The 13,105-nt window shown below is 52.4% G+C and carries 12 protein-coding genes; 9 read left to right on the top strand and 3 right to left on the bottom strand.

What is annotated here, in order from left to right:
* On the bottom strand, positions 1-184 hold a 184-nt coding region (locus ACQY8X_RS12035), incomplete at its 3' end, for a hypothetical protein (protein ID WP_428035388.1).
* Positions 185-297: 113 nt separating this feature from the next.
* Here ACQY8X_RS12035 and ACQY8X_RS12030 point away from each other — a divergent pair.
* From ACQY8X_RS12030 to ACQY8X_RS12000, 7 genes are all read left to right on the top strand, one after another.
* Positions 298-1,344 carry a Leu/Phe/Val dehydrogenase gene (locus tag ACQY8X_RS12030; RefSeq protein ID WP_428035387.1) on the top strand — a complete coding sequence of 349 codons (1,047 nt, stop codon included), beginning with the start codon at positions 298-300 and terminating at the stop codon, positions 1,342-1,344.
* Between the two features lie 10 nt (positions 1,345-1,354).
* Positions 1,355-2,443, top strand: coding sequence for a pyruvate dehydrogenase (acetyl-transferring) E1 component subunit alpha (pdhA, locus tag ACQY8X_RS12025; RefSeq protein ID WP_428035386.1), 1,089 nt, complete (start codon positions 1,355-1,357; stop codon positions 2,441-2,443).
* Positions 2,436-3,419 (top strand): alpha-ketoacid dehydrogenase subunit beta, encoded by a 984-nt coding sequence (locus ACQY8X_RS12020; protein WP_428035385.1) that lies wholly within the window; start codon positions 2,436-2,438, stop codon positions 3,417-3,419. The genes pdhA and ACQY8X_RS12020 overlap by 8 nt, the downstream gene beginning before the upstream one ends.
* On the top strand, positions 3,416-4,531 hold the full coding sequence (locus ACQY8X_RS12015; RefSeq protein WP_428035384.1) for a dihydrolipoamide acetyltransferase family protein: 1,116 nt from the start codon (positions 3,416-3,418) through the stop codon (positions 4,529-4,531). The genes ACQY8X_RS12020 and ACQY8X_RS12015 overlap by 4 nt, the downstream gene beginning before the upstream one ends.
* A gap of 178 nt (positions 4,532-4,709) precedes the next feature.
* Positions 4,710-6,632, top strand: coding sequence for a PrkA family serine protein kinase (locus ACQY8X_RS12010; RefSeq protein ID WP_428035383.1), 1,923 nt, complete (start codon positions 4,710-4,712; stop codon positions 6,630-6,632).
* Between the two features lie 40 nt (positions 6,633-6,672).
* On the top strand, positions 6,673-7,947 hold the full coding sequence (locus ACQY8X_RS12005) for a YeaH/YhbH family protein (protein WP_428035382.1): 1,275 nt from the start codon (positions 6,673-6,675) through the stop codon (positions 7,945-7,947).
* Between the two features lie 4 nt (positions 7,948-7,951).
* Entirely contained in the window at positions 7,952-9,469 is a 1,518-nt protein-coding gene (locus ACQY8X_RS12000; RefSeq protein ID WP_428035381.1) for a SpoVR family protein, read from the top strand.
* A gap of 77 nt (positions 9,470-9,546) precedes the next feature.
* Here the strand turns inward: ACQY8X_RS12000 and ACQY8X_RS11995 are convergent, their stop codons facing one another.
* Positions 9,547-9,912, bottom strand: coding sequence for a histidine triad nucleotide-binding protein (locus ACQY8X_RS11995; RefSeq protein WP_428035380.1), 366 nt, complete (start codon positions 9,910-9,912; stop codon positions 9,547-9,549).
* A 125-nt stretch (positions 9,913-10,037) separates the two neighbouring features.
* Positions 10,038-10,295 carry a hypothetical protein gene (locus ACQY8X_RS11990; RefSeq protein WP_428035379.1) on the bottom strand — a complete coding sequence of 86 codons (258 nt, stop codon included), beginning with the start codon at positions 10,293-10,295 and terminating at the stop codon, positions 10,038-10,040.
* Between the two features lie 679 nt (positions 10,296-10,974).
* Between ACQY8X_RS11990 and ACQY8X_RS11985 the strand changes: the two genes are divergently transcribed.
* Together ACQY8X_RS11985 and ACQY8X_RS11980 are read left to right on the top strand one after the other, a co-directional pair.
* Complete coding sequence (locus tag ACQY8X_RS11985) at positions 10,975-11,916, top strand: bifunctional enoyl-CoA hydratase/phosphate acetyltransferase (protein ID WP_428035378.1); 942 nt, start codon at positions 10,975-10,977, stop codon at positions 11,914-11,916.
* 1 nt (position 11,917) lies between these two features.
* Positions 11,918-13,102, top strand: a complete 1,185-nt coding sequence (locus ACQY8X_RS11980; RefSeq protein WP_428035377.1) for an acetate/propionate family kinase — start codon at positions 11,918-11,920, stop codon at positions 13,100-13,102.
* The last annotated feature ends 3 nt before the right edge of the window (positions 13,103-13,105 follow it).

Below are 13,105 nucleotides of genomic sequence, written 5' to 3'. Positions count from 1 at the left end.
TTTTCTCCGTCCCAAACGCCCCCTGAAGTCTCTGCTGATTCTTCACCGACCCCTTATCCTCATTGGAGTTAATGCGCTGCAGCAAAAAGCCTTGCTTCTTTAATAACCCCCTGAAATTTTTTTTCGCTGAATTTGCCGGGCTGAACTTTCTTCCAGACTGTGCTATCCAAAAGACATACAGCACCTATTGCCCGATCCAAAAGATCGGCAATCGCGCAGGGTGAGACGGTTATGCCACTGACCCTGACACTATTTCAGGCAGTTCCAACGTTTGAAACGCATACGGAGGATCCCGTGATGTTTAGACAGATGGAAAGCGCCGGTTTACAGGATCTGCATTTCTGGCAGGATCCAGATACCGGTTTGCAGGCGATTATCGCCATTCACGATACGTTTCGCGGCCCGGCTATTGGCGGCTGCCGCTTCATTGACTATGCCGACACCACCGCGGCGATAACCGATGCGATCCGGCTGGCCAAAGGGATGAGTTATAAAGCAGCCCTGGCAGGACTACCCCATGGGGGTGGCAAGTCGGTCATCATAAAACCCTCAGGTCTGTTTGACCGCACCCGGCTGATGCAGAGCTTTGGCCATTTTGTTGACAGCTTAGGCGGGCGTTATATTACCGCGATGGACAGCGGCACCCAGATCAGTGATATGGATAACATCGCTCTCAACACCCCTTACGTCACCTGCACCCGAAAGATGGGTGATCCATCACCCTCTACCGCATTCGGCGTATTTGCCGGTATTCGCGCCAGCGCAAAATTCCGTTTTGGCAGCGACGATCTGCACAACATCCATGTCGCCATTCAGGGGCTGGGGCATGTGGGTTATGCCCTCGCCAGCCTGCTGCATGCTGCCGGAGCGCGACTCACCGTCAGCGACATCGATGCGCAGAAAGTTGCCCGGGCAAGCGCTGAGTTTAATGCGATAACGGTCGAACCTGATGCAATCTACGATGTCGTTGCGGATATTTTCTGTCCCTGTGGACTCGGTGCCATTATCAACCCCGATACGGTTAACCGACTCAATTGCGCTATTGTCGCAGGCTCAGCCAATAATCAGCTGGCAGATGACAGCATGGGGGATGCCCTGTGCCAACGGGCCATTCTCTATGCACCTGATTATCTGATTAATGCCGGCGGACTGATCTTCGTCGCCCTGAACCATGCCCGCCATCATGAGCAGGTTATCCGCCAGAAAGTCGATTCGATCTATGACGCGTTGCTGGAACTTTATAAACACGCCGACGCGGAGCAAAAACCCACCAGCCTGATTGCCGATCTGAGAGCAGCAACGATCATCCGTCAGGCCAGTCTGAAACCCTATCAGGCCGCGTAAGGAGACCGCTATGGACACCATCTATCAGGCGCAGATCAGTTACAGTCAGTTCCTTTCTGAAACCGGGAAGCCACTTCAGCCATTGCCCGACTGGACCGGACAGCCCGACACGCTGGTGCGTTACTACCGCAACATGGTGCTGGCACGGCAACTGGATAACAAGATTATCGCCCTGCAACGTACCGGTCAGATGGGCACCTATGCCTCGCTGCTGGGGGCCGAAGCGATCGAAGTGGTGCTCGGCGATCTGATGCAGCGCGACGATGTGTTGGTGCCCTATTATCGCAACCACGCACTGCAGATGCTCAGGGGGCTGTCTCTGGCAGATATGCTTAGATACTGGGGCGGCGATGAGCGGGGTAACGCCTCACCGGCGATGGGCGAGGATTTTCCCAACTCGGTGCCGATTGCCACTCAGGCACTGCACGCCGCTGGTGTCGCGACCGCCATCAAAATACGGGGCGAAAAACGCGCCGTAGTAACCGTCTGTGGCGATGGGGCGACCTCAAAGGGCGATTTCCTTGAAGCACTGAATGTCGCCGGAGTCTGGCAACTGCCGGTGGTGTTTATGGTTAACAATAATCAGTGGGCGATCTCGGTGCCCCGTTCAATCCAGTGTTGCGCGCCAACCCTGGCACAGAAAGCGATCGGCGCTGGCATCCGCGGAGAACAGGTGGACGGCAATGATGTCATCGCACTGCACGAGTCGATCGCAGCAGCGCTGAAACACGCCCGTGAGGGGAAAGGCCCCACCCTGATCGAAGCGATCAGTTATCGTCTCTCAGACCATACCACCGCCGATGATGCCACCCGTTATCGCAGCAACGATGAACTCAAAGCCGCCTGGGAACGGGAACCGATCAAACGTCTGCAAACCTTTCTGCATGAACAACAGTGGTGGGATGAACTGCAGGAAACCGCCTGGCAGAAAGAGGTCAGCCAGATCATTCAACAGGGGCTGGACGACTTTCTGCAACAGCCCGCACCGCCAGTCGAAGATCTGATCGATTACCTCTATGCCGAGCTGCCTGAGGCGTTGCAAGAGCAGCGCCAACGCCTGATCCGCAATGCCCAACCGGGAGGGAATCATCATGAATAAGCCAATCACGATGATCGAGGCAATTAACCTCGCTCTGCGCTCTGAGATGCAGCGGGACTCATCAGTTATCGTTCTGGGAGAGGATGTCGGTGTTAATGGCGGCGTCTTCAGAGCCACGGTCGGCCTGAAAGAGGCGTTTGGTATCAAACGGGTGCTGGACACTCCGCTGGCAGAAACGATGATCGCCGGGCTGACAATCGGCATGGCCGCCCAGGGGCTAAAGCCGGTGGCGGAGATTCAGTTCATGGGGTTTATCTTTCCCACCATGGAACACATTATCTGCCACGCAGCCCGTCTGCGTCACCGCACCCGTGGACGGCTACACTGTCCAATGGTGTTGCGGGCACCCTTCGGCGGAGGCATCCATGCACCGGAGCACCATTCCGAAAGCACCGAGGCACTGTTTGCCCACATTCCAGGGCTCCGGGTTGTCATTCCCTCCTCTCCTAAACGCGCTTACGGACTGCTATTGGCGGCGATTCGTAACCCCGACCCGGTGCTGTTTCTGGAGCCTAAGCGGATCTATCGGCTGAATGCCCAGACCGTCGAAGACAATGGCGAGGCATTGCCGCTGGATAGCTGTTATACCCTGCGGGAAGGCGCTGATATTACCCTGGTCAGCTGGGGCTCGATGATTAAAGAGACCCTCGAAGCGGCGGACCAGCTGGCGCAACAGGGGATCAGCTGTGAGGTGATCGATGTCGTCACGCTCAACCCGATCGACCACGAAACCATTCTGGCATCGGTGGCCAAAACCGGTCGCTGCGTGATTATCCACGAAGCCCCAAAAAGTTGCGCTGTTGGCGCAGAGATCTCCGCCACCCTCGCCGAGCGCGGCCTGCTGAGTCTGCAGGCTCCCGTTGCACGGGTCACCGGTTATGACACCGTCATGCCCTACTACCGAATGGAAAACCACTATCTGCCCAACACCGCCGATATCATCGATGCGGTCACGGCCACACTGGAGTTCGCATGAAATATTTCAAGCTACCGGATCTTGGGGAAGGCTTACCCGAAGCTGAAATTGTTGAATGGATGATCAGCGAGGGGGACAGCGTTACCACCGATCAGATATTAGCCACCGTTGAAACTGCGAAAGCGATTATCGAAATCCCCTCGCCACAGGATGGCGTAATTGCCCACCTGTTCGGCCAGGCTGGTGACACGATTCATACCGGCGAGCCGTTACTGGAGTTTGCCGGAGAAGAGGATGACAGCGGTACGGTGGTGGGGGAGTTGAAGCGGGAGTCCAGCAACCGCGCTGATGATGACTTTTTTATCGGCGCAGCCCCGAGCACCCGGGCACACAGTCAGAAGATGACACCGGCGGTACGCTCGCTGGCAAACCGGCTTAATGTCGACACTGAAAACCTTAGCGGCAGCGGTCGAGACGGCCAGCTCACCAGCGATGATATTGAGCGCATGGCGAAAACGGATCGTACCCACGGCAAAGCCGCACCATTAAGGGGCGTTCGCAAACAGATGGCCAAAAATATGGCATTGGCCCATGCCGAGGTCGTTCCGGTGACCCTCCATGAGGATGTAGATATCCATGACTGGGGGGCTGGCGAAGATATTACCATGCGCCTGATACACGCCGTAGCAGCGGGTTGCCAAGCAGAGCCTGCGCTCAACACCTGGTTCGATGGACAGCAACTGGCACGAAGAGTGCTGTCTCAAATTAACCTGGGGGTTGCGGTGGATACCGAACAGGGGCTGTTTGTTCCGGTGCTCCGCGATATCGGTAATCGCTCTCTGGAGGATATTCGTAAAGGACTCAACCGTATGCGAGAGGACGTCATCAAACGAACCATTCCGCCATCAGAGCTGCAGGGAGGCACAATCACCCTGAGCAATTTCGGCACCATTGCAGGACGCTACGCCAGCCCGATTGTCGTACCGCCCACAGTGGCCATTCTGGGGGCGGGGGTGATCCGGGAGCAGGTGATGCCCGTAGCAGGTGAGATCGCTATACGACGGGTGATGCCGCTGTCGCTGACCTTTGACCATCGTGCAGCAACCGGTGGTGAAGCAGCACGATTTATGCGGGCAGTGCTTGGCGATTTAGCCAAAGAATCAATTAGTTAATAATGTCTACACTCACCAAAACGAGGATAAAAAATTTTTCAGATTTGCTACACGCAGGTTAACCATGAACTAAACTGAATCAAAGAAATAGCGAGAGATGATGTTATGAGCCCTGAGTGAGTTTCAGGCTATAAGCGAAGGTAGCCGAACCGAGTCAGATATAGCAGGAAGGTGGCATATGAGTATTTTCGAACGATATAAAGCGCGTTATGACTCCAAGCAAGAGGAGGAATATTCCCTCCAGGAGTATCTCGAAATCTGTAAAAATGACCCTATGGCCTACGCCAGTGCAGCCGAACGTCTTCTGGCCGCCATCGGTGAACCAGAGCTGATCGATACCTCGCGCAACCCTCAACTGAGCCGGATATTCTCTAACAAGATGATCCGTCGCTACCCCGCTTTCTTCGAATTCTACGGTATGGAAAATGCGATCGAGCAGATTGTCGATTACTTCAAACACGCTGCTCAGGGCCTTGAAGAACGCAAGCAGATTCTCTACCTGCTGGGCCCGGTAGGGGGCGGTAAATCATCCCTGGCTGAACGACTGAAAGCGCTGATGGAACATATCCCCTTCTATGCCATTAAGGGTTCTCCTATTCATGAATCACCACTGGGGCTGTTTAACCCGCTTGAAGACGGTGCAATTCTTGAAGAGGAATACAACATTCCGCTGCGCTACCTTAAAGGTCTGATGTCCCCCTGGGCAGTTAAACGCCTTCATGAGTTTGGCGGCGATATCACCCAGTTCCGGGTAGTGAAACTCTACCCCTCCATCCTCAATCAGATCGCGGTGGCTAAAACCGAGCCCGGTGATGAAAACAACCAGGATATCTCCAGCCTGGTGGGTAAAGTGGATATCCGTATGCTGGAGGAGTTTCCGCAGCACGATCCTGATGCCTACAGTTTCTCCGGGGCACTCTGCCATGCCAACCAGGGGATGATGGAGTTTGTCGAGATGTTTAAGGCTCCGATCAAGGTGCTCCATCCGCTCTTGACCGCCACTCAGGAAGGCAACTACAACAGCACCGAAGGGATGGCCGCCATCCCCTTCGACGGCATCATCATGGCCCACTCCAACGAATCAGAGTGGCAGACATTTAAGAACAACAAAACCAACGAAGCCTTTATCGACCGGGTCTATATCGTCAAAGTGCCCTACTGTATGCGGGTGTCCGAAGAGGTGAAGATCTACGAGAAACTGCTTGAGAACAGCTCTCTGGCACAGTCTCCCTGTGCTCCTGACACGCTGAATATGCTGGCGCAGTTTACCGTGCTGTCACGTCTGAAAGAGCCGGAAAACTCTAATATCTACTCGAAGATGCGCATCTACAACGGTGAAAATCTGAAAGATACCGACCCTAAAGCAAAATCGATGCAGGAGTATAAAGATAACGCCGGTGTCGATGAGGGGATGGAGGGTATCTCTACCCGATTTGCGTTCAAGATTCTCTCTAAGGTGTTTAACTTCGACTCCACCGAGATCGCCGCCAACCCGGTGCACCTGATGTATGTGCTGGAACAGCAGATCGAACAGCAGCAGTTCCCGCAGGAGACCCATGACAAGCTGATCGGCTATCTGAAAGAGTACATCTCGCCCAAATATATTGAATACCTGGGCAAAGAGATTCAGACCGCCTATCTGGAGTCCTACTCAGAATACGGCCAGAATATCTTTGACCGCTATGTCACCTATGCAGATTTCTGGATTCAGGATCAGGAATACCGCGATCCCGATACCGGCGATATTCTTAACCGTCAGGCGATCAGTGAAGAACTGGAAAAAATCGAGAAACCCGCTGGCATCAGCAACCCGAAAGATTTCCGCCACGAAATCGTCAACTTTGTACTCCGTGCACGGGCCGAAAATGACGGTAAGAACCCGGCCTGGAACAGCTATGAGAAGATGCGCACGGTGATCGAGAAGAAGATGTTCTCCAACACCGAGGATCTTCTGCCCGTGATCTCCTTCAACCCGAAAGCATCCACTGAGGACCAGAAAAAGCACAGCGAATTTGTCAAACGGATGACCGAGCGCGGTTATACCGAGAAGCAGGTTCGACTACTGTCAGAATGGTACATCAGGGTGCGCAAATCCCAGTAACGGGGTTTGCCTATGCCGGGTCTGACCAGGAGAGCGCTGTATGAGCTATATCATCGACCGCCGCCTAAACGCAAAGAAAAAGAGCACCGTTAACCGGCAGCGCTTTCTTCGCCGCTATAAGAAACATATCAAGCGGGCCGTTGAAGAAGCGGTAAACACCCGCAGTATCCGTGATATTGATCAGGGCGGAGAGGTGAGTATCCCCAGTAAGGATATTTCCGAACCGGTCTTTCATCATGGTAATGGCGGCATCCGCCAGCGGGTTTTCCCAGGCAACAAAGAGTTCGTCGTCGGCGATCAGATTAAGCGTCCCGAAGGCGGTGGTGGCGGTGGTTCCGGCCAGGGGCAAGCCAGCAATCAGGGGGAGGGTGAAGACGAGTTTACCTTCCAGATCAATCAGGAAGAGTTTCTCGACTTTATGTTTGAGGATCTTGAACTGCCCAACATGATTAAAAAGCAGCTGCGCGACGCCACCAGCTTTGAAGTGCGCCGCGCCGGTTTTACCAGTGTCGGTTCGCCCGATAAGCTCAATGTTGTCCGCTCGTTGCGGGCGGCTAACGCCCGGCGTATCGCACTATCGGGAAAAGAACGCCGCAAAATCCGGGAGCTGAAAGCGGAGATAAAAACCCTGGAGGGCTTACTGCCCAATCCTGACGCTCTTAACCAGATCAACGCTCTTAACGAGGAGATCAAAACACTCAACAAACGCATCAAACGGATGCCGTTTATCGACGAGTTTGATCTTAAATATAACAACCTGATCCGCACCCCGGTGCCCAGCTCCAAAGCGGTGATGTTCTGCATCATGGATGTATCAGGTTCAATGACCCAGTCGATTAAGGATATTGCCAAACGCTTCTTTATCCTGCTCTATCTGTTTCTCACCCGTAGCTATAAAAAAATTGAGGTGGTGTTTGTGCGCCACCACACCCATGCCAAAGAGGTCGACGAAGAGGAGTTTTTCTATTCCCGGGAAACCGGTGGCACCATCGTTTCCAGCGCCCTCAATCTGAGCGCCGAGATTATCCGTGAGCGCTACCCGCCGGGAGACTGGAATGTCTATGTTGCCCAGGCGTCTGACGGTGATAACTGGGACGGCGACTCGCACATCTGCCGGGAAGTTCTCGAACAGCAGATTCTGCCACTGGTGCAATATTTTGCCTATGTAGAGATCACCACCGGCCCACATCAGAACCTGTGGCTGGAGTATGAGCAGATTCGCGAAAAGTTCGGTGAAACCTTTGCCATGCAGACCATCATTGAACCCGCCGATATCTACCCGGTGTTCAGAAAACTGTTTGAGAAAAAGGAGTGACCCTATGAAAAAGCGCGAGCCGATTTCCACCGGGTCAGAATGGACCTTCGAACTGATCCAGCGGTACGATCAGGAGATCGCCCGGGTAGCAGAGTATTACGGTCTGGATACCTACCCTAATCAGATCGAGATTATCACCTCTGAACAGATGATGGATGCATACTCCTCCGTGGGGATGCCGCTGAATTACAACCACTGGTCATTTGGCAAACAGTTTGTCTCCACCGAACAGCAGTACAAACGCGGCCAGATGGGGCTGGCTTATGAGATCGTCATCAACTCCAACCCCTGTATCTCCTACCTGATGGAGGAGAACACCATGACGATGCAGGCACTGGTGATAGCCCATGCCTGCTATGGTCACAACTCCTTTTTTAAAGGCAACTACCTGTTCCGCACCTGGACCGATGCATCCGCGATTATTGATTATCTGCTGTTCGCCAAGAACTACATCGCCAAGTGCGAAGAGCGCCACGGGGTCGATGCCGTCGAACAGATGCTGGACTCCTGCCACGCACTAATGAACTACGGTGTTAACCGTTACCTTCGTCCGCAGCCAATTACCCCGGAAGAGGAAAAAAATCGCCTGATGGATCGCGAAGAGTATATCCAGCGACACCTCAATCAGCTGTGGAATACCATTCCGAAAAAAGATGAGATCAAAGAGAAAAAAGCCCCCCGCTTCCCCAAAGATCCGGAGGAAAACCTGCTCTACTTCATAGAAAAAAATGCGCCGCTACTGGAGCCCTGGCAGCGGGAAATTGTGCGGATTGTGAGAAAGATCGCTCAGTACTACTATCCGCAACGACAGACTCAGGTGATGAATGAGGGCTGGGCCTGCTTCTGGCACTATACCATCCTTAATCATCTGCATGAGGAGGGGCTGGTCACCGATGGCTTTATCATGGAGTTTCTCCACTCCCATACCAGTGTGGTGTTTCAGCCGCCGTTTGACGCGCCCTATTTCAATGGTATCAACCCTTACGCGCTGGGTTACGGCATGATGCGGGATATCCGCCGTATCTGCGAGAACCCCACCGAAGAGGACTATAAGTGGTTCCCTGATATTGCTGGCAGCGACTGGAACCAAACCCTGCAGCACGCGATGCGCAACTACAAAGATGAGAGTTTTATCCTGCAATACCTGTCACCCCATATGATCCGCGAACTGAAACTGTTTACCATCACCGATAACTCAACCCTGAGCACCATGCAAATAAGTGCTATACATGATGATGACGGCTATCAAAAGGTGCGTGAAAATCTGGCTGCCAGCTATAACATCGGCAACCGCGAGCCCAACATTCAGATCTATAACGTCAACATCAGAGGAGACCGCTCACTGACATTGCGTCACTATATGCATAACGAACAACCCCTCGGTGACGATACCGATGAAGTGCTTAAACACCTTCACCGACTATGGGGCTTCGATGTCCATCTGGAGTCGGTCTCGCCGAGTGGAGAGATCATCAATGAACTCCACTGCCCCCCCAAACCCCAGGTGGAAGAGGTTGCCTGAATTCAGGCAGTTTTCCTGGCATCATTAACAAAAAACCGCCGAAATGGCGGTTTCTTTTTGACTATGCGGTTGTCACATCAAACCGGGGTTTTCAGTTTGTCCTGATAGGGTGGCCAGCCCATCGGTTTGCCGCCCAGCAAGTGCAGATGGATATGATAAACTGTCTGCCCACCATGGCTGTTGCAGTTAAACACCGTCCGATAGCCGTCGGCATCAAACCCCTGCTGTTCAGCGATCTTACCCGCCACCATCACCATATGACCAACCAGCCCACAATCTTCAGGTTCAATATCATTCAGCGTCGCAATATGTTTACGGGGAATAATCAGGGCATGGGTCGGTGCCTGAGGGTTGATATCATTAAAGGCGATCACCTTATCGTCTTCATAAATGATCTCCGCCGGAATCTCGTTATTCAGAATTTTACAAAACAGACAGTCCATTAAACCAACCCTCGCACTATAAATTGTTTATTGGATTACACCGTAGCGCTTCCCGGATAGCAAGTATCCGGGAACAGAACGTCGCTTCGCGACTTACTAGACGACACTTCGTGTCTTGCTAGTGGTTAGACGTAAAACTTCGTTTTACTTGCTAGAAAAAGCAAAGATAAGCACATAAAGCCTAACTCGTCCTTTTTCCAAAAAGCCTCTAAAGCGGTGGCCAGTTTTACTTGACCACTACAGTTATTGGCCATACCAACCAACGAGCGCACATAGAAATGAAGGGAATCACCGTAATGGAAGGATTGCCTGAACACCAGATCGAAAGATTCTCTTCTTACTGGATGTCCCTTTTTGTTGACCTCAATCTTGAATCTATCCATGCCCGCTGTGTACCTTGTAAGGCTAACAACTTTATTAGTAAGCCCTGCAAGGTTCTAAAGCTTGTAAGCTCTGCAAGGTTCTAAAGCTTGTAAGCTCTGCAACCTTACAAGGTACGTTATAATCCAGAGACGGGTAAAATATGTATCGTAGAAGTCGTCAATACCAGGAGTATGTGACTAAGTATGCAAAGACAAGGGCTGCCAGAGAGGGAAAAAGGATCAATGGTACTCATCCTTGATATCCACCTGAACTGTCTTGAGTGCCTGGCCGAACTACACAGCCAATCAAAATCACAGACTACGATTCGGGTACTCCCACCCATCGAACTTCACTTTATCCTAATAGCCCAATAATGACTACAGTTGCTGTTTTTCTGTGATTTTTCTAGCAAGGAAACGAAGTTTCCGTCTAACAACTAGCAGCCGCGAAGCGGCGTTCTAACCACGAGCTAGCGGCAAAGCCACGTCTAACCTCTTTATTTTTACGCACCTGCGTTAGATCAAATAACACCCTTTCATGTTGAAAATATCCTCATTTTAGTTAACCCTCTTGTTGCACTGCGTCATAAGAAGTTCATACTCTTCACATAGAGTGAACAGCAACGCTGATAGTGCCAAATGTATAGGTTTAACGCGGTCATCCCGGGTTAGCAGCCATTGAATACCTGGAGCAATAATAATGATTCTTTCAGAAAAGCCCCCCATCCATAACCAGCTGGAGTTCTTTATTGCAGAAGCGGTTAAAGCCCGCCCGGTGATCACCGCAGTGGTCCATCCGGTTGAGCATAACGGTTTACTGGGTGCCATTGAGGCCGCAGAACGAGGGCTGATAGTACCGATTCTGGTAGGCCCTGCCGCCAAGATCAGAGCAGCGGCTGATAAGTATGAACTGAATATTGATAACTATGAACTGATCGATGTAGAACACAGCCATGCTGCCGCTGAACAAGCCGTGCGACTGGTTCGAGAAGCCCGGGCAGAAACCCTGATGAAGGGAGATCTGAGCACTTCTGAACTGCTCAGTGCCGTAATCCACAAAACCCAGGGTATCCGCACCGAACGTCGCCTCAGCCATATCTTTGTGCTTGACGTACCCAACTATCATAAACCACTGATGATCACCGATGCGGCTATCAATGTTGCTCCAGACCTGCTGACTAAAGGAGATATCGTCCAAAATGCGATAGACTTCTGCCATGCGCTGGGTATGAAAGAGCCTAAAGTCGCGATTCTTGCTGCTGTTGAAAAAGTTAAACCTTCGATGCAGAGCACTATTGATGCCGCTGCCCTGTGTAAAATGGCTGACCGGGGGCAGATTACCGGCGCGATTCTGGATGGGCCGCTGGCATTTGATAATGCCATATCCCTACAAGCGGCCATTGATAAACACATCACTTCCCCTGTGTCCGGTGATGCTGATATTCTGCTGGCCCCAGACCTTGAATCTGCGAATATGATCGCGAAGCAACTGATCTACCTGGCAGATGCTAAATCCGCAGGTCTGGCACTCGGTGCCCGCGCACCGATTATCCTCAACAGCCGTTCTGACGGCACTCTGGCGCGCCTGGCCTCCTGTGCTCTGGCATCGCACATGGTTCTGCACCCACAGGGAGTGAAATAATATGAGTTTGGTTCTGACTGTTAATGGCGGATCATCCAGCCTGAAATGTGCATTGTTTGCCCCACAGGCCGGTGGAGCTGAGTGCCTCTATCAGTTTAAACTGGGTAATATTCTCAACGCGCCAGTCATGAAAGTGATCTCCAGCCGTGGCGAGACACTAGAGCAGCATCAACCGGATATGAGCGCCATCGACATCGAAGATCGCCATCAGGCCTGTCTTGATCAGGTTATCCAATGGGTGCGCAAGCAGATGCCCGACAGTCACATCGTCGCCTTTGGACATCGGATCGTACACGGTGGTCAAACCTTCAGTGACCCGGTAATCATTGATGAGAACGTCCTCAGCAGACTGGAAGATCTGATTCCTCTGGCGCCACTGCATCAGCCCTACAATCTGAAGCTTATCCGTGCCTGTCAGCGACTGGAACCAGAGCTACCGCAGATCGCCTGTTTTGACACCATGTTCCACATCAACCAGCCCGACATCGAACGTCATTACGCTATCCCCCGCAAATACACTGCTGCGGGTGTGCATAAATATGGTTTCCATGGTCTCTCATATGAGTTTATTCAACGCTCACTGGAAAAAATAGGCCGAGGCGCCGAAAGCGAAAAAACCGTGATCTGCCACCTCGGTGCGGGCGCCAGTATGTGCGCGGTTAAGAAAGGCAAATCGATCGCCTCCTCCATGGGCTTCACCGCCGTTGACGGTCTGCCAATGGGCAGCCGAACAGGCAACATCGATCCCGGCGTCTTACTCTATCTGCAGCGCCACTACCACATGGATACCGATCAGCTGGAGAACTTCCTCTACAAAGAGAGCGGCTGGCTGGGAGTCTCCGGCATCAGTTCCGATATGATTGAGCTGGAACAGTCAGATAAACCCGAAGCGGAGCAAGCGATCGCCATGTTCGCCTATCGCTCGGCCCTGGAGATCGGACGTTTATCGGCAGCACTGCAGGGCTTAGAGCAACTGGTGTTTACCGGTGGCGTGGGTGAAAATGACAGCAAGCTGCGCAAACGCATCTGCGACCAGCTTGAATGGCTGGGAGTTAAACTGAACAAAAGCGCTAATAAAGAGGGCGAAGCGATTATCAGCAAGGCCAGCGCTAAAGTTATCGTTCGGGTTATTCCCACCAATGAAGAAGCGATGATCGCCCTGCATACACAGGAGGTGTTGGGTTAGATA

Origin of the sequence: Amphritea sp. (assembly GCF_050300915.1) — a bacterium.
Taxonomy (GTDB): Bacteria; Pseudomonadota; Gammaproteobacteria; order Pseudomonadales; family Balneatricaceae; genus Amphritea.
The sequence above is the reverse complement of the archived record's forward strand: the minus strand, read 5'-3'. Positions and strand labels throughout refer to the sequence as shown.

What these genes read in the sequence shown, in the direction of transcription:
- ACQY8X_RS12030 (WP_428035387.1), top strand. Translation starts at nt 298, where the DNA reads ATGTTTAGACAGATGGAAAGCGCCGGTTTACAGGATCTGCATTTCTGG.
- pdhA (WP_428035386.1), top strand. Translation starts at nt 1,355, where the DNA reads ATGGACACCATCTATCAGGCGCAGATCAGTTACAGTCAGTTCCTTTCT.
- ACQY8X_RS12020 (WP_428035385.1), top strand. Translation starts at nt 2,436, where the DNA reads ATGAATAAGCCAATCACGATGATCGAGGCAATTAACCTCGCTCTGCGC.
- ACQY8X_RS12015 (WP_428035384.1), top strand. Translation starts at nt 3,416, where the DNA reads ATGAAATATTTCAAGCTACCGGATCTTGGGGAAGGCTTACCCGAAGCT.
- ACQY8X_RS12010 (WP_428035383.1), top strand. Translation starts at nt 4,710, where the DNA reads ATGAGTATTTTCGAACGATATAAAGCGCGTTATGACTCCAAGCAAGAG.
- ACQY8X_RS12005 (WP_428035382.1), top strand. Translation starts at nt 6,673, where the DNA reads ATGAGCTATATCATCGACCGCCGCCTAAACGCAAAGAAAAAGAGCACC.
- ACQY8X_RS12000 (WP_428035381.1), top strand. Translation starts at nt 7,952, where the DNA reads ATGAAAAAGCGCGAGCCGATTTCCACCGGGTCAGAATGGACCTTCGAA.
- ACQY8X_RS11995 (WP_428035380.1), bottom strand. Translation starts at nt 9,912, where the DNA reads ATGGACTGTCTGTTTTGTAAAATTCTGAATAACGAGATTCCGGCGGAG.
- ACQY8X_RS11990 (WP_428035379.1), bottom strand. Translation starts at nt 10,295, where the DNA reads ATGGATAGATTCAAGATTGAGGTCAACAAAAAGGGACATCCAGTAAGA.
- ACQY8X_RS11985 (WP_428035378.1), top strand. Translation starts at nt 10,975, where the DNA reads ATGATTCTTTCAGAAAAGCCCCCCATCCATAACCAGCTGGAGTTCTTT.
- ACQY8X_RS11980 (WP_428035377.1), top strand. Translation starts at nt 11,918, where the DNA reads ATGAGTTTGGTTCTGACTGTTAATGGCGGATCATCCAGCCTGAAATGT.